The organism is Synechocystis sp. FACHB-383, from assembly GCF_014698605.1.
Taxonomy (GTDB): Bacteria; Cyanobacteriota; Cyanobacteriia; order Cyanobacteriales; family Microcystaceae; genus Synechocystis; species Synechocystis salina.
Genome location: NZ_JACJTJ010000045.1, coordinates 63,771 through 90,406 on the forward strand (window position 1 = coordinate 63,771; position 26,636 = coordinate 90,406).

General features: G+C 48.9%; 27 protein-coding genes and 1 tRNA gene. 11 read left to right on the forward strand and 17 right to left on the reverse strand.

Annotated features, from left to right (window positions below):
* Positions 1-224: 224 nt before the first annotated feature.
* Positions 225-1,178, forward strand: coding sequence for an orange carotenoid-binding protein (locus tag H6G45_RS13770; RefSeq protein WP_190598982.1), 954 nt, complete (start codon positions 225-227; stop codon positions 1,176-1,178).
* 155 nt (positions 1,179-1,333) lie between these two features.
* Positions 1,334-1,663, forward strand: coding sequence for a fluorescence recovery protein (locus H6G45_RS13775; protein WP_190599062.1), 330 nt, complete (start codon positions 1,334-1,336; stop codon positions 1,661-1,663).
* Between the two features lie 14 nt (positions 1,664-1,677).
* On the opposite strand, the gene ribBA is transcribed toward H6G45_RS13775, so the two are convergent.
* Positions 1,678-3,330: a bifunctional 3,4-dihydroxy-2-butanone-4-phosphate synthase/GTP cyclohydrolase II gene (gene ribBA, locus H6G45_RS13780; protein ID WP_190599063.1), complete on the reverse strand. Its 1,653-nt coding sequence runs from the start codon at positions 3,328-3,330 to the stop codon at positions 1,678-1,680.
* 272 nt (positions 3,331-3,602) lie between these two features.
* On the opposite strand from ribBA, the gene H6G45_RS13785 reads away from it, so the two are divergent.
* Positions 3,603-4,334, forward strand: coding sequence for a glycoside hydrolase family protein (locus H6G45_RS13785; RefSeq protein ID WP_190598983.1), 732 nt, complete (start codon positions 3,603-3,605; stop codon positions 4,332-4,334).
* 24 nt (positions 4,335-4,358) lie between these two features.
* Here H6G45_RS13785 and hisF read toward each other — a convergent pair whose 3' ends face one another.
* The gene (gene hisF, locus H6G45_RS13790; protein ID WP_190598984.1) at positions 4,359-5,156 is read right to left on the reverse strand and encodes an imidazole glycerol phosphate synthase subunit HisF; all 798 of its coding nucleotides are present in this window, start codon (positions 5,154-5,156) and stop codon (positions 4,359-4,361) included.
* A 149-nt stretch (positions 5,157-5,305) separates the two neighbouring features.
* Between hisF and H6G45_RS13795 the strand changes: the two genes are divergently transcribed.
* The 3 genes from H6G45_RS13795 to H6G45_RS13805 all read left to right on the forward strand — a co-directional run bounded on the left by H6G45_RS13795 (position 5,306) and on the right by H6G45_RS13805 (position 8,307).
* Complete coding sequence (locus H6G45_RS13795) at positions 5,306-6,739, forward strand: protein adenylyltransferase SelO family protein (protein ID WP_190598985.1); 1,434 nt, start codon at positions 5,306-5,308, stop codon at positions 6,737-6,739.
* Between the two features lie 105 nt (positions 6,740-6,844).
* Positions 6,845-7,072, forward strand: a complete 228-nt coding sequence (locus tag H6G45_RS13800) for a twin-arginine translocase TatA/TatE family subunit (protein WP_338116515.1) — start codon at positions 6,845-6,847, stop codon at positions 7,070-7,072.
* Positions 7,072-8,307 (forward strand): glycosyltransferase family 4 protein, encoded by a 1,236-nt coding sequence (locus H6G45_RS13805; protein WP_190598987.1) that lies wholly within the window; start codon positions 7,072-7,074, stop codon positions 8,305-8,307. The genes H6G45_RS13800 and H6G45_RS13805 overlap by 1 nt, the downstream gene beginning before the upstream one ends.
* 118 nt (positions 8,308-8,425) lie before the next feature.
* On the opposite strand, the gene H6G45_RS13810 is transcribed toward H6G45_RS13805, so the two are convergent.
* From H6G45_RS13810 to H6G45_RS13835, 6 genes are all read right to left on the reverse strand, one after another.
* A tRNA-Leu gene (locus H6G45_RS13810) sits at positions 8,426-8,506 on the reverse strand.
* 74 nt (positions 8,507-8,580) lie between these two features.
* Positions 8,581-9,579, reverse strand: a complete 999-nt coding sequence (locus H6G45_RS13815) for a permease (protein ID WP_190598988.1) — start codon at positions 9,577-9,579, stop codon at positions 8,581-8,583.
* Positions 9,580-9,602: 23 nt separating this feature from the next.
* A complete protein-coding gene (locus H6G45_RS13820; RefSeq protein ID WP_242018178.1) occupies positions 9,603-10,145 on the reverse strand; it encodes an anti-sigma factor in 543 nt (180 codons plus the stop codon).
* 182 nt (positions 10,146-10,327) lie between these two features.
* Positions 10,328-10,999: a sigma-70 family RNA polymerase sigma factor gene (locus H6G45_RS13825; RefSeq protein ID WP_338116516.1), complete on the reverse strand. Its 672-nt coding sequence runs from the start codon at positions 10,997-10,999 to the stop codon at positions 10,328-10,330.
* 255 nt (positions 11,000-11,254) lie between these two features.
* Entirely contained in the window at positions 11,255-11,506 is a 252-nt protein-coding gene (locus tag H6G45_RS13830; RefSeq protein WP_190598991.1) for a hypothetical protein, read from the reverse strand.
* 109 nt (positions 11,507-11,615) lie between these two features.
* Positions 11,616-11,828, reverse strand: coding sequence for a chlorophyll a/b-binding protein (locus tag H6G45_RS13835; protein ID WP_010872099.1), 213 nt, complete (start codon positions 11,826-11,828; stop codon positions 11,616-11,618).
* A 339-nt stretch (positions 11,829-12,167) separates the two neighbouring features.
* On the opposite strand from H6G45_RS13835, the gene crtR reads away from it, so the two are divergent.
* The gene (gene crtR, locus H6G45_RS13840) at positions 12,168-13,109 is read left to right on the forward strand and encodes a beta-carotene hydroxylase (RefSeq protein WP_347338270.1); all 942 of its coding nucleotides are present in this window, start codon (positions 12,168-12,170) and stop codon (positions 13,107-13,109) included.
* Here crtR and gntT read toward each other — a convergent pair.
* The 9 genes from gntT to H6G45_RS13885 form a co-directional block, all read right to left on the reverse strand.
* Entirely contained in the window at positions 13,102-14,520 is a 1,419-nt protein-coding gene (gene gntT / locus H6G45_RS13845) for a guanitoxin biosynthesis MATE family efflux transporter GntT (protein ID WP_190598993.1), read from the reverse strand. The genes crtR and gntT overlap by 8 nt on opposite strands.
* A 105-nt stretch (positions 14,521-14,625) precedes the next feature.
* Positions 14,626-15,111, reverse strand: a complete 486-nt coding sequence (gene ispF, locus H6G45_RS13850) for a 2-C-methyl-D-erythritol 2,4-cyclodiphosphate synthase (protein WP_190598994.1) — start codon at positions 15,109-15,111, stop codon at positions 14,626-14,628.
* Positions 15,112-15,217: 106 nt separating this feature from the next.
* On the reverse strand, positions 15,218-15,766 hold the full coding sequence (locus H6G45_RS13855) for a DUF3782 domain-containing protein (protein WP_190598995.1): 549 nt from the start codon (positions 15,764-15,766) through the stop codon (positions 15,218-15,220).
* Between the two features lie 171 nt (positions 15,767-15,937).
* Complete coding sequence (locus H6G45_RS13860) at positions 15,938-16,873, reverse strand: NAD-dependent epimerase/dehydratase family protein (RefSeq protein WP_190598996.1); 936 nt, start codon at positions 16,871-16,873, stop codon at positions 15,938-15,940.
* Positions 16,874-16,950: 77 nt separating this feature from the next.
* Positions 16,951-18,099, reverse strand: a complete 1,149-nt coding sequence (gene cbiD / locus H6G45_RS13865; protein WP_190598997.1) for a cobalt-precorrin-5B (C(1))-methyltransferase CbiD — start codon at positions 18,097-18,099, stop codon at positions 16,951-16,953.
* A gap of 59 nt (positions 18,100-18,158) precedes the next feature.
* Entirely contained in the window at positions 18,159-19,028 is an 870-nt protein-coding gene (locus tag H6G45_RS13870) for a glycosyltransferase family 2 protein (RefSeq protein ID WP_190598998.1), read from the reverse strand.
* Positions 19,029-19,063: 35 nt separating this feature from the next.
* Positions 19,064-19,675, reverse strand: a complete 612-nt coding sequence (locus H6G45_RS13875; protein ID WP_206754993.1) for a hypothetical protein — start codon at positions 19,673-19,675, stop codon at positions 19,064-19,066.
* Positions 19,672-21,108: an ATP-dependent DNA helicase RecQ gene (locus tag H6G45_RS13880; RefSeq protein ID WP_190599064.1), complete on the reverse strand. Its 1,437-nt coding sequence runs from the start codon at positions 21,106-21,108 to the stop codon at positions 19,672-19,674. The genes H6G45_RS13875 and H6G45_RS13880 overlap by 4 nt, the downstream gene beginning before the upstream one ends.
* A gap of 112 nt (positions 21,109-21,220) precedes the next feature.
* The gene (locus H6G45_RS13885; RefSeq protein ID WP_190599000.1) at positions 21,221-22,690 is read right to left on the reverse strand and encodes a glycosyl hydrolase family 57; all 1,470 of its coding nucleotides are present in this window, start codon (positions 22,688-22,690) and stop codon (positions 21,221-21,223) included.
* A 171-nt stretch (positions 22,691-22,861) separates the two neighbouring features.
* Here H6G45_RS13885 and H6G45_RS13890 point away from each other — a divergent pair, with 171 nt between their 5' ends.
* The 4 genes from H6G45_RS13890 (at position 22,862) to H6G45_RS13905 (ending at position 26,455) form a co-directional block, all read left to right on the forward strand.
* Positions 22,862-23,713: a GNAT family N-acetyltransferase gene (locus H6G45_RS13890; RefSeq protein ID WP_190599001.1), complete on the forward strand. Its 852-nt coding sequence runs from the start codon at positions 22,862-22,864 to the stop codon at positions 23,711-23,713.
* Between the two features lie 289 nt (positions 23,714-24,002).
* Complete coding sequence (locus H6G45_RS13895) at positions 24,003-24,305, forward strand: HU family DNA-binding protein (protein ID WP_014407089.1); 303 nt, start codon at positions 24,003-24,005, stop codon at positions 24,303-24,305.
* A gap of 13 nt (positions 24,306-24,318) precedes the next feature.
* Entirely contained in the window at positions 24,319-25,422 is a 1,104-nt protein-coding gene (cobD, locus tag H6G45_RS13900; protein WP_190599002.1) for a threonine-phosphate decarboxylase CobD, read from the forward strand.
* 154 nt (positions 25,423-25,576) lie between these two features.
* Positions 25,577-26,455 carry a bile acid:sodium symporter family protein gene (locus H6G45_RS13905; protein WP_190599003.1) on the forward strand — a complete coding sequence of 293 codons (879 nt, stop codon included), beginning with the start codon at positions 25,577-25,579 and terminating at the stop codon, positions 26,453-26,455.
* Positions 26,456-26,636: the final 181 nt, after the last annotated feature.

Here is a 26,636-nt window from a genome sequence, read left to right on the forward strand (position 1 = left end):
GTAAGAGAACAATCTGATTTGTATTCGTTGCTGCCATCATTTAATTTCCCCAACCAATGGTAGCCTACACAATAATTATTCAGCCACTATATTCTTTGTCCTATTATTGTCAAGCTAGGACAAACTTTTAGAAAAAATCTCGGTTCCCATTCGGTTTTCCGATCCCAAAGGGGCCCACCAAACCATGGTAAATTCTGGGGAAAGTTGATTCATGTATAAAACCTATGCCATTCACCATTGACTCTGCCCGGGGTATTTTCCCTAACACCTTAGCTGCGGACGTTGTTCCAGCTACTATCGCTCGTTTTAGCCAACTTAATGCCGAAGATCAGTTGGCATTAATTTGGTTTGCTTACCTAGAAATGGGTAACACTCTCACCATTGCCGCCCCTGGGGCCGCCAGCATGCAACTGGCAGAAAATGCCCTCAAGGAAATTCAAGCCATGAGCCCCCTCCAACAAACCCAGGCCATGTGTGACCTGGCCAACCGGGCTGACACTCCCCTGTGCCGCACCTACGCCAGTTGGTCCCCCAACATTAAATTAGGCTTTTGGTATCGCTTAGGGGAATTGATGGAACAGGGTTTTGTGGCCCCCATTCCCCCTGGCTACCAACTCTCCGCCAACGCCAATGCGGTACTGGCCACCATCCAAGGATTAGAATCCGGTCAACAGATTACCGTATTACGGAACGCGGTGGTGGACATGGGCTTTACTGCTGGTCAAGATGCCAAACGCATTGCTGAGCCTGTGGTTCCTCCCCAAGACACCGCTAGCCGCACTAAAGTTTCCATTGAAGGGGTAACCAATGCCACTGTCCTCAATTACATGGACAACCTCAATGCCAATGATTTTGACACCTTAATCGAACTATTTACCCCCGACGGTGCTCTGCAACCTCCCTTCCAACGGCCCATTGTTGGCAAAGAAAATGTGCTCCGCTTTTTCCAGGAAGAGTGCCAAAACCTGAAATTGATCCCGGAACGGGGCGTTACCGAACCGGCAGAAGATGGTTTCACCCAAATTAAAGTTACCGGTAAGGTGCAAACTCCTTGGTTTGGTGGCAAAGTGGGCATGAACATTGCCTGGCGTTTCCTCCTCAACCCCGAAGGGAAAATTTTCTTTGTGGCGATCGATCTCCTGGCTTCCCCTAAAGAATTACTCAATTTTGCTCGCTAGAATGACTCCCCTGGGCTTTTTCTCTTTCCCATAGGTGAAGACCATGGGCGGAGGGATAATCAGCCAAAATACTAATAAATGTGGGCTTCTCGTTGCAGAGCAAGCTCACTTTTTTTATTATGGTAATGATAATTACAAATCAATATCATAAGTTAATGTTACAAACCGCTGAAGCACCTTGGTCCCAAGCTGAAACCCAGTCTGCCCACGCCCTTTTTCGCAAGGCCTATGAAAGAGAATTAGACGGGTTGTTGGCAACGGTGCAAGCCCAGGCTTCCCAGATTACGATGATCGAAGACCTTTGGAAGCTCCACGATTTTTTGAGTGCAAAACGCCACGAAATAGATGGGAAATACGACGATCGCCAGTCGGTGATTATTTTTGTCTTTGCCCAACTCTTAAAGGAAGGTTTGGTGGAGGCAGAGGAGTTAACTTTTTTAGCCCCTGACAAGCAGTCTAAAATCAAGGCTTTGGCTCGCCTTTGAGTCCCTGTCAATCCCTACTCCGCAGCCTTGCCATAGGTATAAACTGTTTGGCACTGCCATTGGTCTAGGGCATGGGGGGTGAGGTCGGCAAAAGCCAAATTTTCCCGGTCCAGGCTGACCTGCAGGGTTTCCATGGGGTCTTCCCCTTGGGCCACCAGGAAGGCCAGGGCCTGTAGGTCCGGCCATTCTTTGAGTTGGGCGAGGAAATTCTTCACCAAAGCAGGGTAGGGAGAATGGGAGTTTTTTTGCCAGGGCTGGCCCGACGGTAAATTTTGGTCTAGGCCGACGTGGAAAATTAGACCGTTTTTACCGAATAGGGCGATCGCCACGGGGCGGTTGTCTTCGTGCACCATCAGGGGGGTTCCCTGCAACAGGGCCCGGATTTTTTCCAATTTTTCGTACCGTTGCTGGGCTGAAGCTAAATTGGGGGCAAATTTAACGGCGATCGCCAGCAGATAGGTTTTGACTAACCAGTGCCCTAATTTTTCCGCTTTGGTGGTCAGGTAATGGGAATTATAGTCGTTGGCTTCAATTAGCAGGGGTACCCGTTCGACAATTTCCAACCCATAGCCTTTTAGTCCGGCGATTTTCCGGGGATTGTTGGTGATCAAGCGGATTTGTTTGACCCCCAAATCGTTGAGCATTTGCGCCCCCATGCCGTAATCCCGCAGATCTGCGGGAAAACCCAGCCGTTCGTTGGCTTCCACGGTGTCATAGCCCAAATCCTGGAGGGAATAGGCCTTGAGCTTATTGACCAAACCAATGCCCCGACCTTCCTGGCGGAGATAAACCACCACCCCCAAACCATGGTTTTCCAGCATTTTGAGGGCCGCTTGGAGTTGCATGCGACAGTCACAGCGGAGGGAACCCAGGGCATCACCCGTTAAGCATTCCGAATGCATCCGCACCATTACCGGCTGTTGACCAAAGGCCGCGGGATCGCCCTTCACAATGGCAATGTGCTCTGTTTGGTCTAATAAATTGCGGTAGGCATAGAGCTTAAACTCCCCAAACTGGCTGGGAAATTGGCAGATGGTCTCCCGTTGCACAAAGCGGTCGTGCTGGAGGCGGTAACTGATTAAATCAGCAATGCTGATCAGTTTGAGGTCATATTTGCGGGCATACTCTACCAATTCCGGTAACCGGGCCATGGAACCGTCGGCATTTTGAATTTCGCAAATTACCCCCGCTGGATAAAGCCCTGCTAGGCGGGATAGGTCCACTGCGGCTTCCGTGTGGCCAGCCCGTTTGAGCACTCCCCCAGTTTTGGCCCGCAGAGGGAAAATGTGACCAGGGCGAGAAAGATCTTCCGGGCGAGTGACGGGATTAATGGCAATTTGGATCGTTCGGGCCCGGTCTTCGGCGGAAATGCCTGTGGTTACACCTAGGTGGGGAGCTGCATCAATGCTGACAGTGAAGGCTGTTTGGTTGCTGTCAGTGTTTTTACTGACCATCAAAGGCAAATCTAATTCGTCCAGGCGATCGCCAGTCATGGCCAAGCAGATCAATCCCCGGGCTTCCACAGCCATAAAGTTAACCAGAGAAGGGGTGGCAAATTGGGCCGCACAAATTAGATCCCCTTCATTTTCCCGATTTTCGTCGTCCACCACCACCACGGCCTTGCCCGCTTTAATATCAGCTAGGGCCGCATCAATGGCATCGAACATCGGTAAATCGGACGGGACATGGGGGACAGAAACGTTCAAGGTGCAGAAAAGGAAAAAGTTAAACTTAGAGAGGTTGGCAGGGAATGGACCACGGTGGCCACGGGCCGCCCATTGGTCGAAACAACCCCGCCCTATTGACTATTTTAGAGCTTTTCTGGGGATGCCTTGGCTCTACTGCTTTGGAGGATTAATTTCTGTGGAAAAAGGAAACTTATTTTGCCTTGGTGGGAGTCCTATGATGGAAAGCGCCCTGGTTTCGCTGGCCCCCATCCATGATTGACCGCGAATTTTTACTTGACCCCAATTCCCAGTCCCCATCCGACCTTTCCTTGGTTAAAAATCGCCCTTGGTTAGCTTCACCCTGGCCCTGGACCCTGGCGATCGCCGTTTTATTGGGCTGGGGAGGCATGGCCCTGTGGCAATCCCCCTGGTCAAGGCTAAAATTGCCTTCCTTTTCCACTGCGGTGGAAATTGCTCCCCTAGTGATGGAAGGGGGTGATCCCTATCTACGGGCCCTAATGCGCACCATCAGCGCCAGTGAAGCCAACACAGCCCAGCCCTATAACGTCATCTATGGGGGACAGCATGTGCGGGACTTGAGCGAACATCCCAACCGTTGCGTCAAAATTTTTATGGGGCCGAATCGGGGCAATTGCAGTACGGCCTCTGGGCGTTACCAGTTTTTGAACACCACCTGGGCCGAAAAAGCGGGTAAATATCATCCCCAGCCCCAGAAATTTTTGCTCTGGAAAAGTTACAGCTTTGAGCCGGAGTACCAGGACCAAGTGCTTTACCGTTGGCTCGCCGATACCAACGCCTGGGGATTAGATATTGGGGCCCAATTACGGGCTGGCCATCTAGACCAGGTTTTGCGCCATCTTTCCCCCACTTGGACTAGTTTGGGCTACGGCATTGAGGATAACGTCATGACGAAGCGTCTGCCGGAACTTTACCAACAGTTGTTGGCAGAAGAATTGCTTTTGGCCCACCATCACCAGGATTGAAGGGATTTAGCAAAGAATCTCTTCCTAGTTGTCCCCTTGGCCAAGGACTGCAGCGTGCCTGACTGGAATTTGTCTCGCTTGTAAAAAGGCTTTTAACTCCCCAATGGTTAGTTGGCCATAGTGCAACAGGGAAGCCAACAGGGCAGCTTCAGCCTTACCCTCCGTAAACGCTTCATATACGTGCTGACAATTGCCTGCCCCCCCGGAAGCAATCACCGGAATTTCCACCCGTTCGGCGATCGCCGCTGTAAGGGCCAGATCGTAGCCCGCTTGGGTGCCATCCCCGTCCATGCTAGTGACCAGCAATTCCCCCGCTCCCCGTTGGGCCACTTCTTCCGCCCAGGCGATCGCATCTAAACCTGTATTTTCTCGGCCACCCCGCACATACACATCCCAACCAGGATTATCCGCATCTAGCCGACGACGAGCATCGATCGCCACCACAATACATTGCCGCCCAAAACGATCACTGGCCCGACTGATAAAATCCGGATCCCGCACAGCGGAAGAATTCACACTCACCTTATCCGCCCCGGCCCGGAGTAAATTTTTAATATGCTCTAACGTGGAAATGCCACCCCCCACCGTGAGGGGGATGAAGACCTCTTCAGCCGTGCGATAGACCACATCAATGATGGTGTCCCGTTGCTCATGGGTGGCAGTAATGTCTAAAAACACCAATTCGTCCGCCCCCGCCTCGTTATAGGCCCGGGCTAACTCCACCGGATCCCCCGCATCCTGGAGATCAACAAAATTGATGCCCTTGACCACCCGCCCTGCATTAACATCTAAACAGGGCAAAATCCGTTTTGCTAAGGTCATCGCTATTTTTCCAAGAAATACCGTGGTGGCCAGCCAGAATTTAGCTAAAGTTACTACAAAAATCTAGCAAAATTGACGGTGGCATAGGGATAATACCATCGATTTCCCTGGCTTATCTAGCTACACTTTTACTGCTTTGCCCAACAATTGTGACTAATCCGTTTTTAAATTTAACCTACGAACCAGCCTTAGAATCCTTGGGCAATGAATTTTTTGATGCAGTGCCAGCGGCCACTTTTCCTGAGCATAAACTGAGATTCCGCAACGATCGCCTGTTGCCCATGGTAGGTCTAGAACCGAGTCAGGTTAGGGACGATGATTTTGTTGAAGCTTTCGGTTTGTTCCATGGGGTAAGACCATTTTTAGCTCTGCGCTACCACGGTTACCAATTTGGTGAATATAACCCTAATTTGGGCGACGGTCGAGGTTTCCTCTATGGCCAGGTGCGGGGACTAAACGGGGAGTTATTCGATTTTGGCACCAAAGGCTCTGGCCAAACTCCCTACTCCAGGGGCGGTGACGGCCGTTTAACCCTCAAAGGCGGGGTACGGGAAGTTTTAGCCGCCGAAGCCCTACACCGTTTGGGAGTCAATACTTCCCGCTGTTTAAGTTTGGTGGAAACGGGGGATGCCCTCTGGCGGGGGGATGAGCCTTCCCCTACCCGAGCTTCAGTAATGATCCGCTTTAGCCGCTCCCATATCCGCTTTGGCACCTTTGAGCGACTCCATTACCATCACCAAACAGAACAGATTCGGCAATTACTGGATCATGTTATCCAGACCTATTACCCAGAAATTTCTGCCCCCAGTTCTGATGGGTCAACTCATATTGTCTTTTTCCAAGCGTTGATGGAACGGGTGGCCAAGTTAGTAGCCCAATGGATGGCGGCGGGCTTTTGCCATGGGGTATTGAACACGGACAACATGTCCATCACTGGGGAAAGTTTTGATTACGGCCCGTACGGTTTTGTCCCTACCTACGATTTAAATTTCATTGCCGCCTATTTCGACTATGGTGGTCGCTACCGTTTTGGTAATCAACCGGCTATCTGCCGCTGGAATTTGGAACGTTTGCAAGCAGCTCTGAGTTCTGTTATTACCAGTAAGGCAATGGCCGAGGTATTGGAGGACTATGAAAGGATTTATTTAAGCCATTACATCACCTTGATGGCCCGTCGCCTTGGTATTTCCCCCACCCTTGGCGATCGCCTGGATCTAGAGTTACGGGAAAAATTAGTCGGTCAAACCCTGCAATGTTTAGCCCAAAGCCAATGGAGCTACCCGGACTTCTTTGCCCAATTGCGGCTTAATTTCAGCCCTAGTTGGCAGGATAAGGCCGATTTAATTTTGGAAAATGTCGACTTACTCGGCGCGGACTGGTCTGCCTGGCGGTCCATATATCAGCAGGTGTTGCAGCAACTGTCCTCGGAATCCTTGGCGACAGTACCCACAGTGCTCGAGCAAGCCAATCCCCTCACGGACCTACTGCGTCCCCGCATTGAAACCATCTGGCAGGCGATCGCCGAAGACGATGATTGGGAACCCTTCCATGAATTGGTGCACAAATTGCAAACCGGACAGTAATTTAGCCGATGCCGGAATTCTCCGAAACCATAGCCCTAGAGGAGAACAGCCAAGCTGCCGAAAACTCAATTTGGGTAAACCTTCAGAGTATGATGGGAGGACGTTGTGACCCTCCAGGAGCAAAAAATGTTTGGATTAGGTTGGCCAGAAATTCTGCTGATTTTAGGGGTAGTAATCATCATTTTTGGTCCCAAGAGAATTCCGGAATTGGGGGGAGCACTGGGCAAAACCCTGCGGGGCTTCAAAGAAGAGTTACAGACCCAGGATGTGGATAGCAGTGAAGTGGTGGATGTAGACCTAGAGGAGAGCGATTCTGCGGCCAGAAAAAAATAATGAACGTTCTTTTTCTTCACCAAAATTTTCCGGGGCAATTCAAACATCTGGCTCCTGCCTTAGTGCAACAGGGGCATCAGGTGGTGGCCCTGATCATGCAAAAAAACACGCCCCCCCATTGGCAAGGGGTAAAGTTGGTCAACTATTTTCCTAATCGAGGCAGTACCCCAAACATTCATCCTTGGCTGGTGGACTTTGAAACCAAAACTATCCGGGCAGAATCCGTTTTTCATCAGGCCCGTCAGTTAAAAGAACAGGGTTTCAATCCCGATGTTGTCATTGCTAACCCCGGCTGGGGGGAAAGTTTACTGATCAAAGATGTGTGGCCCCAAACCAAGCTAGGTATTTACTGCGAATTTTTCTACCATGCGTCCGGGTATGACACTACCTTTGACCCGGAATTTGCCAGCGCGGACGAGACCGAAGTTTGTCGCATTCGCTGGAAAAACCTAAACCATTACCTTCATTTTGACATTGCCGATGGTGGACTGGCCCCCACCCAATGGCAAGCAGATTCATTTCCAGAACCTTTCCGTTCTAAGCTGACAGTTGTCCACGATGGCATTGACACTAATGTTCTACGCCCCAACAGCGATGCCAGCCTAACTTTCAATAATCAAATTAACCTCAACCGCAATGACGAGATTATCACTTTCGTCAATCGCAACTTGGAACCCTACCGGGGCTACCACAGTTTTATGCGCTCCCTGCCGGCAATTCTCACTAATCGTCCCGATGCCAAGGTTTTAATTGTGGGCGGCAATGGAGTTAGCTATGGTGCCAAGCCCCCTGGCGATCGCCCTTGGCGAGACATTTTTCTTGAGGAGGTCAAGGGTAAACTGACGCCGCAACAGTTGAGTCGTCTTTATTTCCTCGGCACCATTCCCTACCAATATTTCATCAATCTGCTACAAATCTCCACGGTCCACGTTTACCTCAGTTATCCCTTTGTGCTGTCCTGGAGTTTATTGGAGTCCATGGCCTCTGGCTGTGCCATTGTCGCAAGTAACACGGCCCCGGTGCGGGAGGTAATCACCGATGGCGAAACAGGCCGGTTGGTGGACTTTTTCGACTACTCAGCCATAGCCACAACCATCTGTCAGTTATTAGGGGACAAAGAGGAAAGACAAAGATTGGGAACTAATGCCCGCCACCTAGTCCAGGCTAAATATGACCTACAGACTATTTGTCTACCCCAACAATTACAGTGGCTAGGGGATCTGGTTTCTGCCTAGCATTAACCAGCCGGGAAACTTGGGTATTTTGTTTGTGAATTTAATAATCCGACGGAAAACCCCACCAATCTTGTGAAAAGGCGGGGCATTTTCTGTTGCACTTCAGTCATTGGTAAAATGCGGATGGCGAGACTCGAACTCGCAAGGCAAAGCCACACGCCCCTCAAACGTGCGCGTATACCAATTCCGCCACATCCGCGTTACCTGTAATAATATCATGGCAATCCCCCCAATTAAGCACCATCAAGGGACAAATTTTTTTCCTAACTGAGCTTAACTTAAGTAGTAATTGGTCACCATGGCAAAAAGAAAGACCGATAAACCTACTAAGAACACTAAATAACTCAGGGGGCGCAGTCTTAAGGTCACTAACCAGAGCCCAATGGTCTGTAAATTGAACAGGCTCCCCCAAAGCGAAAAAGCAACCATGGACCCCCGCCAGAGTTGTTCCCCTAGGGGTGCTAATAAATCTGGATTAGTAAAGTTTCCTAGGGGTAAAATCAGCGACCAACCCATCATCAGTAACGTTTGCCGCACCGGTCCCAGTCCTGCCCATTGCAGTAGCCATGCCTGGGGAAGGAAAAAGACAATGCCACAGGCGATCGCCGTGCCGATAATCAAAACCCCGCCGAATTCCTGAAATTCTTCAATAATGTTACGGCCGAAAAGATGTAACTTTTGCCGCCAGGAAAAGTCCGCCACGGGATTAACTCCACTGGCAAAAACTAATCCTCCCTGCCTTGGGGACGCCTCCATGGAAGACTGGAGCATAATTAAAGCCCCCGACCGTAATAGGGGAATGTTTAGCAGGGCCGTTTCCCCCTCCTCCTCCGCCTGTTGACGGGCCAGTCGATAGGGACTAAACACCAACCCCATCACGATCGCCATCAACCAACTGAAAGAAATGCAAAGAAAGATGAGACCGTACTGAGATTGACGGGAAGACAAAACCCTAACAATAGCAAAGATATTTAAAGTGGGCGCCGCCACTAAAAAGCTGATAGCTAAAGGAATAGGGGCTCCCTGTAAAAGCAACCGCCTTACTAAAGGCACACTGCCAAAGGCCCCCAGTGGTAGCAGAAAACCAAGGGCGCTTCCGACCAAACTACTGAGCAAACGATTGCGGGGAAAATTAGCCACCCATTTTTGTTCATCGGTCCAAATTAGGAAAGTACTAGAAACAATAATCCCCAACAGGAGCCACGGTAGAGAAAGCAATAGAGCACTACCGAGCAAATTAAAAAACAGATTTAATGCAACCAAATTAGTCATCCAGGGGCAAAGCAACAATCAGATTAGTCCACCCCTTGTTCCGCTCCCTCATTTTGGGGCCCATGGCCAGGGTCCACTTTGGTTAACACTTCAAACATCGGCTCGTGGATTGCAATCATCAAAGGATCTTCATCCATGGCCACGATGGCCGGGTCCAAATTCGCCTGATTCAGAGAAGGATCCAAGGGTTTACCCAGGATACTAGAGTAGGCGGCCACCACCACAGCAGCAGCGGTAACACTGCCCCAGAACCAAATACCCCGCCAACGATTTTCTTGCTCCAGCCTGGCAAACACCTTCTGGGCCAAGGCGTCAGTGTCAATGGCCGGCGGCACCGGCACCTGGGGTAAAGCATTCTGCAAACGAATCAAGCCCAAGTAAGTCTGCTTAAACTCCGGGTCACTATCAATCCAGCCTTGTACCTGTTTTCTCTCCTGGGGGCTCACCTCCCCGTCAATGTAAGCACTCAACAGCTCGAATTTTTCATCAAACAATAAATGCTCATTCCCAGGTTCAGCTCCATCCCAAGGCTGCCGTGGGTAATCAAAGTCAAATTTTGAATTCATAGTAAACCTCTTCGGGGGAATCTCCACCGACAAGTAATAGTGAATTAGCGGTTTGTTATTAACTCTGGCCGATTCACTCCTCACAAAGTTGGACACTCCCTGAACCAAGGGTGACAGGACTAACACCAATCATCAAAGCCATTGCTGGTGGCGGAAGTTAGGATTCAATGTTTAGGATAGGTTTAGGACGCCAAATAGGGCTGTAAAAAAGTCTGTAACTTCGCCCGGGCCCGGGCAATGCGGGATTTAACTGTCCCGAGGGAGACCCCTGTGATTTCGGCAATCTCCTCGTAGGCTAAACCGTCAATTTCCCGCAGGATAATAGTGGTGCGGAAAGCCTCGGGTAGGTCTTTGATTGCCGAACGTAAACATTCATAAAATTCAGCGGTGGATAAAGTATCATCGGGACTCGGGTAATCAGATTCAATGTCCCAATCAATTTCGCCGTCATCCATGCGCCGGGGAGCGTCCAGGGATATGGGATGACTAACCCGTTTGCGCTTGCGTAACTCGTCGTAGAAGAGGTTAGTGGCAATGCGGCTAAGCCAACCCTTAAATTTGACTGGTTCGTTCAAGCGATGGATGTTACGGTAAACCCGGATCCAAACCTCCTGAGCTAAGTCGGCCCGGTCTTGCCAGTCGGGGGCCAAGTGATAAAGAATTTTATCCACATGGGACTGGTAACGCCGCAGCAACTCATTGAAAGCGGTACTATCGGGACGGGTCTTTTGCTGACAGAGCAAAATCAGGTCAACATTGGTTAACGATTCCGGGGGCAGGGCACCTAGTTTGCCTCCGCCACTCTCGATCGCCCAGTTGGTATTGACGGCTTGATTCATGGATTTACCCAACACGGCTGACTCCTCACATAGGCTAGTTGACGTAAGGATACCGTAAGAGTTTCTAGAATCACAGGTGTTTGCTAAAAAAATTTAAATTTCTGTCTGGCTGTGTCCATTTTTCCCTTCATCATTTTTACTTTCCCCGTCTTCTGCCGACAAAATATCGCCATATTGCCAAAAAAATAACACCCGGTACCAGGGGTGTCAGTGGTGCTATGGCAGGCAGTACCATGGGGCGACTCCAGTGGCGGTGAGCCACAGTTATTTCTAGAGAAAGTCAGCCCAACGACTGAAGAAGTAACCCCAGATGAAAGTGGCAGTCCCAATGGCTAAGAGGGTATTGGTGAAAAAGCGCCCCAATTCAGGGCTGTTGCCCAACTGCTTATCTTCCTGCCCGGCGGTGAAAAATAAAGACCAGGCTTGGTTGCTATTTATGGGAGCAAATTCGTTGAAGTCTCTGCGGAAGACAACGGGGGCAAATAAATCTTTGTTTTGATAAATATCGGTGTCGGCGTTCATAGTTTTACCTCTTACTTGTTCATTTTCCAGGGGGTGAAGGATACTCCTTCGGCGATCGATGGGGCTAAGCCCTGATTCAATAAAATTGCTTGGCTGTCTACTCGGCAAATTAGAGAGAGAGTAACCAACCCACAATGCCGTGGCCAGTGATTACTTCCATTGCTAGGAGGGAAACAAAGCCGATCATGGCAAAGCGACCATTCATTTTTTCGGCATATTCAGTCCAACCGGCTTGAACGCTGCTGTCAACGTATACAGGGGGTTCAATGGCGAAGTTGTTGAGACGGTTGTCTTGGTCGAGGCGAAATCCGCGGCTAGTCATAAATTGGTCTCCTTTGATTTAGGTGTTTAAGGTTTTCGTTTTGTAACCTTATGTAAATAAATGTAACGTATTGTTAAGATTTTTGTCAAGGCCGTTGACCAAATGAACTTTTTGTGAATTGGCGAATTGCTTGCCTGGGCTGGGTTTGGGCGCTTTGCCTAAATTCTGAGAGGGTCAATATTTTTCGTTACATTTGCGTAACATCCAAGGTGTCGAGTGTGCTCAGGCAATGACGTCGGGGCCCAGGGACTGCGCCTTTGATGTCCTGGGCTTTTTCTCTGGCTGTCTTCCTTTCCCCAGCATTTTTGCTATAAACTGACCAGAAGTGCGTCCCATTTCGTGTGCCAGGAGTCCGTCATAGTAATGCAGGCGACCCAACCGCTGCAAACCGTTTCCCAAGCTGTCCCAAAGAAATTTTTACAGGCGGACGGCGGCTTCAATCCCAACGTAGCCATGTTTGGGATAGCCATCCTCTTAATGCTTGCTAACATTTTTGGCTACTGGCAATGGGGACTGCCCCACTGGCTTTGCTTTTGTTGTTCAGTGCTGGCGTTACACCTGTCGGGCACAGTAATCCACGATGCATCCCACAATGCAGCTCACCGTAACACCATTGTTAATGCGGTGCTCGGCCACGGTAGTGCCCTAATGTTGGGCTTTGCCTTTCCCGTCTTTACCCGGGTGCATCTCCAACACCATGCCAACGTCAATGACCCAGAGAACGACCCGGACCATTTTGTTTCCACCGGCGGCCCCCTGTTTCTGATTGCGGCCCGATTCTTCTACCATGAGATCTTTTTCTTTAAGCGACAGTTGTGGCGTAAGTATGAGTTGCTGGAGTGGTTTTTAAGTCGGCTGGTATTGTTCACCATTGTTTTTCTCGGCATTCATTACGGTTTTATCGGCTTTGTGATGAACTACTGGTTTGTGCCGGCTTTGATCGTCGGCATTGCCCTGGGGCTATTTTTTGATTACTTACCCCACCGGCCTTTTCAGGAAAGGAACCGCTGGAAGAATGCCCGGGTTTATCCTAGTCCCATTTTGAATTGGCTTATTTTCGGGCAAAATTACCACCTCATCCACCACCTGTGGCCTTCTATTCCTTGGTACCACTACCAAAATACCTATCACATCACCAAGCCAATTTTGGATGAGAAGGGCTGTGCCCAGTCCCTGGGGTTACTGGAAGGGAAAAATTTCTGGAGCTTCCTCTATGACGTTTTCCTTGGTATTCGCTTCCATGGCCACCATGGTTCCCAGTCCTCCGACAAACCTAGCTAGGCTGTTTGGCTTCCAAGGCTAAAATCTGCGGTGAAAATCGGGTAATTAATTGCCAGCCCAGATAAATAACTAGCCCCAGCATGTAGGAAACAAGGGAAAACCAGAGTAGATTATTGCTCTGTTGCCAAATGGCTAGTCCAAGGCAGGGCAGATAGATCAGGCAGAAGGCAAACAGTACTCCGTTCCTCAGGGGTTGGGAAGCTTTAAGCCCGATGAAATAGCCTTCCAGCATAAAGGCGAGGGCCGTACTCTCCAACAGGGGAATCAGCCAGATGGTGTATTGACGGACGCTGTCGTTGATTTCGTCGTGGTTGGTTAACAGTCCAAATAGGGTTTCAGGGAAGGCGATCGCCACGGCGGCAAATCCCAGGGCCATAACTAAGGTGGTGCTAATGGCAGTGAGTAAAACCGGCAATAATAATTGATAGTCACCTTTACTCTTGAAATTACCAGTGAGGGTTTGGCTGGTCATACCCACCCCCTGGATGGTGAATTGGCTGAGCAGGGCAATTTGCAACAGCAGACCATTTTGGGCCAAAACTTCCGTGCCAAAGCTGGAACTGATATTGGTAAACAAAGAATAGGTGGTGATCAAGACCACAAAGCGGATCAAAATATTTCCTTTCAGGGCGATGGTAGACCGTAATGCTCCCCAGTCCGATAATTTGGCGATCGCCGCTTTAAACTCTCCCTTAGCTTTCCCCTTCTTGGCTAAGGCGACAATACAGATCAAACCCAATGCCAGAGCTAAATACTGACTACTAGCAGTGGCCCAACCCGCTCCCGCACTGGCCCAGCCCCAACGATTGATCATGAGATAATCCAAGCCAACGTTGGAAAAATTGGCGACCAGGGAAATGAGCAAAACTAAGCCGTTGCGTTCCTGGCCCAATAGCCAACCGAGGATAACAAAATTAAGTAACACCGCCGGAGCCCCCCAAATGCGGCCGTAAAAATAATCCATGCCCGATTGTTCTACCCCCGGAGCCCCCGTTAACAGGGCAAAACCGAATTTTTGCAAGGGATATTGCAGGGCTAAAATCCCCAGTCCCAACAACAGGGCTACGAAGGCACTTCTCAATCCCGCCACCCATACTTCCGCTTGGTCTTCTTCTCCTACGGCTTGGGCTGTGAGGGCAGTGGTGCTGGTGCGTAAAAACTTTAACACCCGGTAGAGGTAATCAAACAAAATTGAGCCTAGGATCACCCCCGCTAAATAATCAATGTCTTCCAAATGGCCCAAAAAAGCCGTGTCCACTAACCCAGCTAGGGGCACCATCATATTGGAAAGGACGGCAATGGTGGCTAGGCGAAAAAAACGGGGCAAAAATTGATACTGGCTAGGCAGGGCAAGATTCATAAAGACTTTTAAACTGGTCAGCGGCCAAGCAAAAATGCGGTCAAAATTCACAGGGCAGGTTAAACTGCTCTTCTCACATTTTGCAACAGGCAAACCGTAACAACCTTTACCAGCGGCATGGATAGGGCAAGAATGTCATGCCCCATGGTCCAGTGTTTACCCCTCTTTGACCAATAGGGCGACGCTGTAGGCGGCAATGCCTTCTTCCCTGCCCGTGGGACCCAAACGCTCATTGGTGGTGGCTTTAATACCAATCAAGTCTGGATCAATGGCCAAAACTTTAGCTAGATTCTCCTTCATGGCCTGGATGTGGGGTTTAAGTTTGGGTTGTTCTGCCACAATCACGTTATCCAGATTATTAATGCGCCAACCCCGTTCAATGATGAGTTGATTAACCTGGGCCAAAAGTTTGAGGCTGTCGGCCCCCCGCCACTGGGCATCGTTGGGGGGAAAGTAGTGGCCAATGTCCCCCAAACTCAACGCTCCCAGGAGGGCATCCATTAAGGCATGGGTCAACACGTCGGCATCGCTGTGGCCATCTAGCCCCAAATGGTGGGCAATGGTAACCCCCCCCAGAATCAAGGGGCGATCGCCTACGAGGCGGTGGATATCGTAGCCGTTGCCGATGCGGAGAGCAGTCATAAAAATTAGTAAGTTTAAATAAATTGAGATTGAGAAACTGGAAAATGATCGGGCTACCTAGAATTACTAAATAACGCCCAAAATTCCCATTTGATCGGGTAAATCATTACCAAAGCTTGGGCTGAAAATCAGCTGGAGTCTCGGCCAATTCAAACACCCCGTCGTGAATGAGGGCCACATATAAACCATCCCGTAATGCCTGTTGCTTTAAGTCGCCTGACCAATCTACCGCCGCCAGAATGCCATATAATTTTTTATCTTTATGCTCAGGAAAGAAGATACGAAACTTCTGGAGCAAATTTTTCAATTGGGTAATGGATTCTTCCCTAGGATGACTTTTTACTTCCACCACGTAAGCAGTATTAATGTCACTATTGGCATAGGCTAGAACGTCAATTTCTAGGTGTTGCCCTCCTTTGCTGGCTCTGACACTGGGACTAATGACCTCCATGCCAAAACGCTCTTGCAGAATGCGCTCCATGGAAGGCAGAGCTAAACCTTCGGTAAAACTACCAAATTTTTTTCCTAATCCCCCAATTTGTTTACCTAGTTCTTTGATTTGACGATCAGTCTCCTTCATGCGGCGATCGGTTTCTTTTTGGGACTCAATTAACTGCCCCAGTAAGGCCCAAACTTCATCGGCAGTGGTGGCCACTATTTTCCTCCTTGATGTTCAGTAACAGTTAACCAATTAAAATGCTGCAAACATTGGCATTTAGTAAACTACAGCAAATTCCGAATCAGACTGATAAACATTAAGCAGTCTCAACCCCTTTCATTCTGTAAGAGTTTTGCCGTGTCACTCAAATACCCGAACCGCTGTAAGTTAACTAAAAGCTAGGATTTGTTCATCTAAGTCAAAATCTCCTTTTTCTTCCCCCTTACCGGACGGCAGATAATCCAGTTGAAAGCTATTTTTTAGGCCTTCTACTAAATCATAATTGGGATGCCAATCTAAATGGTGTTGGGCTTTTTGAATATCAGCAAAAAAGTGTTGTTGGCGCAACGGGAAGGCTTTGCGTTTACCAAAGTCAAAATCCTTGGGGTCATAGTGGACTAATTTAACTCCCTGGGGGTCAAGGCCCACCGCATTGGCACAGGCTTGAGCCAAACCATCCATGGTGACGTATCGATCGCCGGAGATATTATAAATTTGTCCGATCGCCGCTGGGGTAACGATGGTTTTGGCCATGGCGATCGCCAAATCTTCCACATGGCCTAGTTGGGTGATGTATTGACCATTGCCGGGGATGGGAATGGCTCGACCCCGCACTAAACGGTCAAAAAACCAGGATTCGAGGGCATTGTAGTTGTGGGGACCATAAATATAGGTGGGGCGGATAGCGGTCCAGGGAATGCCGCTCTGGGCCAGATAACGTTCCGTTTCAAATTTTCCCTTATGACGACTTTGGGGATCCACCGCATCGGTCTCCCGGTGGGGCATTTGGGAAGAGGCTTGATACACACCGGCGGAACTCATGTAAATAAATTGTTTGACCCGACCGTTGTATAAATCCACCAGGGGCTGGGTGTCGCTCAACTCCCGGCCGTTGTTGTCAAAAATTATGTCAAATTCTTCCTTTTCCAGTTTTTCTCGCAACTGCTCCGGGACCCGGCGATCGCCATGGATTTGGGCCAGGCCATTGACGGGGTCAGGGCGATTTCCCCGATTAAACAGCACCACTTCATGACCTTGGGCCACCAGCACCCGGCAGAGATGGATACCGATGAAACGGGTTCCCCCCATAATTAAAATGCGCATGGTTTACTGTCTCCCTCCAAATGGCAACTGTCCTATTATCCCCTAGGCTGTGCCTCCCCGAAATTGTGGCGTTTTGTTTAGGCAGGCCGGTAAGTTTCTGGCATAGTCAACCCCAATTTATCGGCCATAGCTTGGCCCTGGGCGCTAATGGCCACCGGTAGGCGATCGCCATCAAACAGTAAACTGCCCACTTTTAACCGATGTTGACTGACCTTATAAACATATTCCTCCGAACGGCGATCGATGGTGCCCGCCATAGCCTGGTAGATTTTGCTAACCCAAGGATAATTTTGCTCCGTTTGCCACTGTCGTAACAGCTTTAACCCTGCCTCGGTGGTGAGTGCTTGGCCAAGTTCCTGTACCAAAGGATAGGGTAAACCGGCTTGTACAGCTTGGGCAGTGAGAATTTCCAAACGGCCATCGGCTAAATGGTGATGGGTGTGGAAAATGCCCCCGGCTAGTTTGATCAATTTGCCGTGGTAACCCAAGAGCAAGATTTCCTGCACCCCTACCGCCGCCGCCGACACCAAAAGGGAGCCTAACCAATTGGCTGTTTTTACCATTTCGTCTAAGGGTACTCCCCACTGCCGGGCCAAATCTAAACCGTTTTCCCCCAAGCAAAATACTAAACATTGATGTTGCTGGGCCAAACTAGTCAAATGCCGCTGAAACTCCGCCAATTGCTCTGGAGCACTTAGGGGTTGGGCAATGCCGCTGGTGCCTAACAAAGATAAACCTTCCACCACCCCAAAAGCTGCATTGGATGTGCGGGTGGCTAAGGTTCGACCAAGGGGTAAAATTAGGGTAACTGTGAGATTCTGATCTTCATTAATACGGGGTTGCAAATGGTGATGTAACAGCCGTTGGGCATAGCTGTAAATGGCCGCTTGCCCTTCCCTGTCAAGCTGTTTGCCAATGCCTTCTCCCCCTTGAATAATCAATTTTCCTTCCCCTGGGGTAAACTCCACTTCCGCCCAAACAGGGGTATGGCGAGTTAAATCCAAGTTATTGCCTGGTTCACTGCGGCTTATGGCCAAAGCTCTGTGCTGGCCCAGCAAGGCTCCCTGTTCAATGGTGATTTCTGCTGTTATGGCCGGTTCCAACAGTTCCAACGCCACCACATCTGGACAGTTACCAGTGAGCAAGGTTTCCACAGCGGCGATCGCCGAGGCACAGGCAAATACGGGCAGAGTATAACCAGATTGGGCGGCAATAGACTGGGGCAAATTTTCTCACTGCTGATTAACTACAAGAAAAATAGGGCGATCGCCATGGAGCAATAGACTTAGTTAGGGTGAGCCGCAAACTCAATTTGTTGTCCATTGTTGGTCATATCTAAAAATTGTTCTAGATTTTGGCAACGACCTTCTTCCATGTAACGACGAAAAACTTTATTCAAAGCTAAATTTTCACTAAATTCTTGGTGGGCCGCCTGACGAATTGTGTTGGTTAAAGTCAGAGCACCTTCATCTAGCAAGGACAAAATAGTCAGATAGGCCTTTTCCGCCGTCTCAAAAGCATTGGCAGATTGGGTAATGGAATTGTCCCGTTTGTAGTAACGATAGAGGGGGTCGGGATGAATCGCTACTTTTTCCGTGCGACTCAATAGCTCTAAATTAAAAAGTACATCCGCCGCAAAGGGCACTTTCGTCCAGCCATCTGCTAAAAATTGTCGTTGAAAAACTGGAAAAAAGGGAATGCGGGGGCTAAGAATATCCGCCGCCGTGGCAAAGCTCAGTGCTTGCCGTTGGGGAAAGGGTTGCTTATACAACACCAATTCACTGTTATAAACCCCCGTGTTATCGATCGCCACGCCATACTTTTCCGCTAGGGGGACTAACTTTTCCAGGCGATCGGGAGCAAAGGCATCGTCCGCATCCAAGTTGGCCAGAATCTCTCCATCACAAATACTTACTGCCGTATTTCTGGCGATCGCCTCCCCACTGCCAATGCCGCCAGTAAAAATTTGCTTCAACCTGGGGTCATTGATGCCCTGTTCCGCTAACAGTTGCAGGTAATCTACCTGGTCATCCACACCAATCGCCACCTGCCAATGGTCATGGGTCTGGGCCAACACACTGCGGACAGTAAAAGCAATGGTGTTTTCAGCCCTATAGGCGGGAATAATGATGCTTACAAGGGGCTGATTAACCATGGTGCAACGAAAAAAAGATAAATAAACGCCTAAATTTAAGGCTGTTTGCAAACTATATAAAGATGTCGGTGGTCAGTAAAGTAAGACCACATTCGCCTCATATTACCGGAATCAGTATTGAATTTTATATCCAAATCATTAACCCCAGTTACAAACCATCCTGACCATCCGCTAGACCACTGTATTTTGTAGGCAACCACATTACCTTTCAAAATATTTTGATCAATTTCGGTATTCAGTCCTTTTGCCCAGCCTGGTCCAGGGCCTACTGGTGCATTAGGCGTTGATTCAGTGCCCACTTGAACACAAACTGTTTGGGTTTGCAAGTTATGTTGTACACAATCGGAGCCATTACAACCATTAAACGGAGCCGCATTGACGGACTCCAGAATTCCCATTGTAGCAACAGAAATAATCGGCAGAAAAATTCGTGAAAGATGATTTAACAGTTTTTTTGTATTAACAAATTTACATGTCAATTTGGATTTTTCTTGACCTAAAAACATTGAGTTTGGCCTTCTATTTAAAATTAACTTGATGCTAGCATTTGTTACTGTAAAATTCTGGTAAACCCTTAAAACTTCACAGTGCCGTATATTAACGCTCATTCCACAAAATTTATTTAATTTCATTTGACCAGAAATCACTGACGTTTAGCCAAACAATTGTCGCAGGTGCCACAGGGTTGTCTGGCCCCCAAAGAGTTATCCTCAAAGGCGGCCAAAATCGTTTGCCAGCGACAACGGGAACTGGTTAAGTATTGGGTCATCAGGCGGTACTGGCTTTTCAATTCCCCCAGGGGATTAGTTTGATTATCACCAGGGGCAATGCGGTAATTAAACGGGTCTAACCACTCTAAACGACCCCGACGGTGGAGCCACGCCAGAGCTATTTCCAAATCGGGAAAATGGGGCTTTAGTTCTCTTAAGTTACCCTGGGACGGAATTTGTTTACTCAAGGCCTCTGCCCGTTGTAGACATTGACTGGCTTGGGCTAAAAAATACTGGCGCAATTGGCGATCGCCAGAATCCAACCAACCGGTGGGTTCACTAATTAAGGTCAGACATTCTGCCGGTTGCAAATCCCGCCCAGCCCGCCCCACTTCCTGGAGATAATCCATCAACATCAAGGGAGCTTGGTAGTGCAACACCCAACGGGTATTGGGTTTGTCGATACCGAGGCCAAAGGCGTTTGTACAAACCACCGAAGAAATTTTGCCCGTTAACCATTTTTGCTCCAACTGTCGCCGTTGGTGAGCCCCCAAGCCGCCGTGGTAAGCTTCGCTATCAAAGCCCCGTGACTGTAACCATTGGGCTAAGTTGATGGCCATGGTGCGGGTGCGGACATAGACTAAACCGGTTTCCTGCAAATGCTTGAGCAAAAAACGCCGTAGTTGTTGCCTTCGACAATATTCACTCAGCACCGTTTTGACTTGCAGTTGCAGTTGGGGACGATGGGGGCTGACCTGGAAACATTCCGGCGATCGTAAATTTAATCCCGCTATGATCAAATCTTGTTGCTGGCGATCGGCTGTGGCGGTGAAGGCGGCCAGGGGAATTTGGCCCTTATCTCGGCCCAATCCCTGCCGCAGGGCTCCCAAACGACGGTAAGCGGGACGAAAACTATCTCCCCACTGCACTAAACAATGGGCTTCATCGAGCATTAAACCCTGTAACTTAATCTGGGGTTGGCGGAGCAAATTCCAGACTGACTCACTCAGTAATGTTTCTGGGGAAAGGTAGAGAAGTTTTAATGTTTGTTGGCCCAACTGGCGCAATACTTGCTTTTTCTCTGGGCGACTTAGTTGGCTATGGAGGCAGGCGGCGGGTAGATTTTGCCTTCGTAAACTTTGCACCTGGTCTTCCATTAGGGCCACCAACGGCGAAACCACCAAAGTTAGCCCCTCCCCCAGTAACGCCGGTAGTTGAAAACAAATGGATTTTCCGCCTCCGGTGGGTAGTACCACCAGACAGTCCCGCCCGGCCAATAGACAATCAATGACTTCCCCTTGGGGATAGCGAAAGTGGTCATAGCCCCAAATGCGACGGAGGGCATCTTCCAACGATTGGCGATCGGCCATGGCAGGCAATAGAGCTAACAACTTAACGGAGAGCTAAAACCAGTTAGATTTTTCCCGATGGGAAATGCACCTTGAGCTGGCTTGATAGATAACTCTCCACTATGGGCAAAAGTTACGCTAGGGCAGCTTCCCCCCGACGGTACAATTCCCGGGCGTAATCCGTCCAGGTGCCTTGGCCCCAATAGCGGAAGCAACTGGTTTCCACTAACAATAGGTAAAGTAGGGCATTTTGGTAATCTTCCCGTTGGGTGACGCTGGGATCTTCCGCCACTAAACGATCAAATTTTTGGTGGAATTTGGCACTGAGTTGATTCATTGGTTCGAGCACATTTTCGTAGCCCTGCACCCAACTGAGATCATTGGTCCAGGAGGCTCCATCCATGGTGAATTGGTGGTCGGTGGCATTCAGATCGGCGATCGCCGCTTCCACTTTTTCTGGAGTGGCTTCCTCTGGGTTAACCCGTTGCCAAATTTTGTGTTGCTGAATGGCTTGAATGGCGGGGAATTCAGACTCCTGCACCCCGGCCGCTGCCAACAATTCCAAATATTCCGTACCGTTAATGGCCACAGTGCCGGCCTTGCCCCCATTTTCTGCCATTTTGCGAGTGGCTTGTTCGTAGGCGGGGGGAAATTCGTTCATCATGACGCCGCCATTTTCTCCGTCCGCAATCTGGGTCACACAGGCAGGAATTTGATGGTTGCCCACGGGTTGTTTGCCCCGGCCTAAAGCCTCGTAATAGGGCTGCATTTGGGCCACCAATTTGGTGTCAGACCCCTGGGTTTTAATGAGGGCCACAATGCTGACCTCGTCTCCCTTGGAATTACGGGCCACCAAGCGATTGGGAATATATTTTTGGTCACCGGAAAGCCCACTACCATCGAGGTTTTCCACGGAATGTTCCTGCACCATTAACCAACGGTAACCACATTCTTTCAAAGCCTTAACGTATTCAAATAAGGTGTCGGGATGGTTGGGTAAGTGCATTTCCGGTGGGGAAAAACCCTTCACTCGCTGCAGAGCTTCGGCACCAAAAATATCAGCAAAATGCTGTTGCCACGCCAATATATGTAATTTCAAATCTGGGATGGGGGTGGAAGGGGCCACCGCATGGCTCCACATGGTGCCCAGCCATTCCACGTAGGGTTGATATTGGACATCACAGGCCAACCGTTTGAGGTTATCCAAAATATCGTGGCGCCCCATTTGCTGAAACGCCCAGAGCAGGTTGCCGGAGTAGTCCAACATGATGCGGGGATTGGCACCTTCCGCCACGAGCCGGGGAATAATTTCTCCTAGCCGACGATAGCACCACGCAAAGGGATCGGCATTATGGTTATCCCCTTCCCCAGGATGTTCAAACATGTATTGCAGATTAGAAATCAACGCCCCGTTTTGTCCGGCTGGAATGGTGGGTTGGTGCATATGTAGCGCACAAGCACAGGCAGACTGCAAATCTTCTAGGCGTAAATTTGTTTGGTGCAAAAACACTGGCTTATTGTCATTTACCACCGCTAAGATTTCCGCTTCTTGGCCAGCAATGGGGGGCAGGTCTAATTTTGTCCGTTCGGCGATCGATACCATCCGCAGTTTCTCCCAGGGTGAGTAGATTAACGATTGTTAAGATTCGGGGTTTTTGATTGACTCAAATCTATGACAATCCAAGGTTAATGCTAGCATTGGGGCGGTTTTAGCATTAATTACAATTGCCTTTACTAAGTCAACAAACGTTGAAGTTCATCGCTGCTAAATGTTATGTCTGAGCAAAAATACTTAATCAAAACCATGGATTTATCCGACGTGGCCTTGGCGGTGGACTGGGCGGCCACAGAGGGCTGGAATCCGGGTCAGCAGGATGCCGACTGTTTTTACCAAGGCGATCGCCAGGGATTTTTGCTTGGTTTACTGGCCGGGGACCCCATTGCGACCATTTCGGCGGTTAAATACAACGAAGAATTTGGTTTTTTAGGCTTTTACATCGTCAAACCGGAGTATCGAGGTCAGGGCTACGGTTGGCAAATTTGGCAAAGGGCTTTAGCCCATTTAGGGGGTTGTAATATTGGCCTAGACGGGGTGCTGGCCCAGCAGGAGAATTATCAAAAATCCGGCTTTAATCTGGCTTACCGTAATATTCGTTACCAAGGTTTTACGGGGGGCCCTTCTATCCCATCGCCCCATATAGTCCCCTTGAATGCCATGGCCTGGGAAGACGTGTTGGCCTATGACCGTCAATGTTTTCCTGCTCCCAGGGAAGAATTTCTAAGAACGTGGTGTCATCAACCGGGGCACCAGGCGATCGCCTATCAAGAAGATGGGATTTTGCGGGGTTATGGCGTTCTACGCCCCTGCCGGGTGGGGGACAAAATTGGCCCTCTGTTTGCTGATACTCCAGAGGTGGCGGAAGCGCTCTTTTTAGCTCTAAAAGCAATTCCTACAGCGGAAAATACCATTTACCTAGATGTGCCGGAACCCAACCAAGCGGCGATCGCCTTAGCGGAGAAATATGGTTTGCAGATAGTTTTTGAAACTGCTCGAATGTACACCGGGCAAGCTCCCCCCATCGCCCTAGACAAAATTTACGGAGTCACATCCTTCGAGTTAGGCTAACTTCTAATTGCTGGTAAACTGAGCGCAGTAAAATTCCAGTTTTCGTAAAGGATTGTGACAAAATCCCGCAAAACTGCAAAAATTCGTGGGGAAAAGTGATCCTACTTCCACACTTTGTGCATAGAATAAGGCAGTGAAACAGCCGGTATGCGGGGATTTCAGGGATTTTTAATGCCAAATTTCTGTCTAGATCCGGGCTGTGGATCCTCCCGATGACCCTGTTATGGGGAGAAAAGGCCTAAAAAATGAGTCTATTCCAACAAACTCACTCTCAAGGAGATTTTTTCAGATGAATAAAGGCGAATTAGTCCATGCGGTCACGGACAAAGCGAAAGAACAACTGGGGGAAAGCATCACGAAAAAGGAGGTAGATGCGGTGATCTCAGCCGCCATTGATTGCATCATGGAGGTGGTGGCCGAAGGAGAAAAAGTGACCCTAGTGGGCTTTGGTTCCTTTGAAGCCAGGGAACGCAAGGAACGGGAGGGCCGCAACCCCAAAACCGGGGATAAAATGCTCATTCCAGCCACTAAGGTGCCGGCTTTCTCTGCAGGCAAAATGTTCAAAGATAAAGTTGCTCCTGAGAAAAAATAATTGCCACTGACCTTTGTTTGAGCGACCCCACCACGGTGGTAATTTGGGTTGGGCAGCGGAGATGGCAGGCTGTCCAGCTTTTTCTTTATTAGATTTTTCCGCCAGTATTAATCCTTTGGGCCCTCCCGTCGCCGTCCTGGCCGCCATTGAGTCAGCTTTGCCGGCCCTGCACCACTATCCCGACCCCCAATATGTTCGTCTTCGTCAGGCGATCGCCGATTACCACCATTTACCCGTGGATTGGATTTTGCCGGGCAATGGTTCGGCGGAATTATTAACTTTAGCGGGGCGTACCTTTGCTAGTTTGGACTGTACCTATGTGGTGGGCCCAGCCTTTGGGGACTACGGCCGAAGTTGGCGAGGGGCTGGAGCCAAACTTAAAACCATAACCTGGCAAGTAAATCAGCCCTGGCCCTGGCAAAAATTGCGATCACTATCTGAAATTACTGATAGCATCACCATCCAGCCCCAAAAACGGGGTCTAATTCTTAATAATCCCCATAATCCCTCCGGTACTCTGCTGCCTAGGGAAGAAATTCTCGCTCTCCTACCCCACTATCAATGGGTGTTATTGGACGAAGCCTTTATGGATTTTCTGCCCCCGGGGGAAGAGCAAAGTTTAGTATCCCACCTGGGGGAGCATCCCAATTTAATTATTCTCCGTTCCCTGACCAAGTTTTACCGTTTACCTGGATTGCGCTTAGGTTATGCCCTGGGCCATCCCGACATACTCTCGCAATGGCAGGCTTGGCGGGATCCATGGCCGGTGAATGTTTTAGCCGAAGCGGCGGCGATCGCCTGTTTGGAAGTGGAAGAATTCCGTCAACAGGTATGGCAATGGTTACCCCCTGCCCGTACCGCATTGCAGAAAGATTTAGCTAGTTTACCGGGATTGTTGCCCCTGGCAAGCCAAGCCAATTTTTTGCTTGTAAAAACCGCCTTTCCAGCGCCGGAACTTCAACAAGAACTATTAATTAAATGCCAAATTTTAATCCGAGATTGCCTTAGTTTTCCAGAATTAGGCCAGGATTTTTTTCGGGTCGCAGTACGGACCATGGCGGATAATCAAAAATTAACCCAAGCCCTAGCTACCGTCATGGGCACGGCCAGATCTTGATTGATTGTGACCATAGAATATCTTCTTTCTATTAGTTAAATTCTTCCATTACTTTTATTTTGTAGGAACAAAAAGAAGTAGATTTACTTCTTCAGTCTAACAAGCAAGTTACCCAATATTATTAACTTCATATTAACACTCTCCCTTTACTTTCATGGAGTCCAATTTTTTAACAAGCATTTTTTTACCCCTAGCCCTTTTTTTAATTATGTTTGGCATGGGGCTTGGTCTTACCATTAAAGATTTCAATCGCATTTGGCTAGAACCCAAAGCAGTTGTAATTGGTTTAATCGCCCAATTGCTAATGTTGCCCATGGTGGGATTCGGGCTGGCATCTTTATTTTCTTTGTCCCCAGAGTTAGCAGTAGGAGTAATGATTTTGGCCGCCTGCCCCGGTGGCTCCACATCCAATGTAATTACCTATTTGCTCAAAGGCAATGTGGCTCTTTCCATTACTCTAACTGCCATCAGTAGTTTAATTACCATCATTACTATTCCCCTGATAGTTAATCTCGCTGCTAATTATTTTATGGGGGAACAATTTGCCCTCCAACTTCCTTTTCTCAAAACTGTTCTGCAAATTGCCGTAATTACCATTATTCCCGTTAGTTTAGGCATGGTTTGTCACCACCTTTTACCCAAGTTAGCCATGGTAGTGGAGAAAAATGTCAAATGGCTTTCCCTCTTTTTTCTTGGCATTATTATCGTCGCTATTTTGGTCAAGGAAAGGGCAAATTTGGCAGACTTTTTCCTCCAGGTGGGGGGAGTAACTGTGACCTTGAATCTCCTCACCATGGTTCTAGGCTATGGCATTGCCCTTTTGGCGGGACTTGGCCTTGCGGAAAGAAAGTCCATCACCGTTGAAGTGGGTATTCAAAACGGTACCTTGGCGATCGCCATTGCCACAACCCTTTTAAATGCCCCGATTATGGCCATTCCTGCTGCAATTTATTCCGTTGTCATGTTCCTGACCAGTGCCATTTTTGCTGGTTTGCTAAAAGCGAAAATATTTAGCGGGCTTAAATCTGCATAAAGACCTTATCGATGAAAATGAGTTATTAAAGTTTTTTATAAGAAAGTCAATTTTAGCTGTGCATGGTAAACATCTAATCTACTCATCAATCAGCTTACTGATACCAAGCAAACTATTGGCAACAATCAAACAATTAGACCAGATAACGTTGCCTACAGTCCCTCTAGTTCCTTCGCATAGG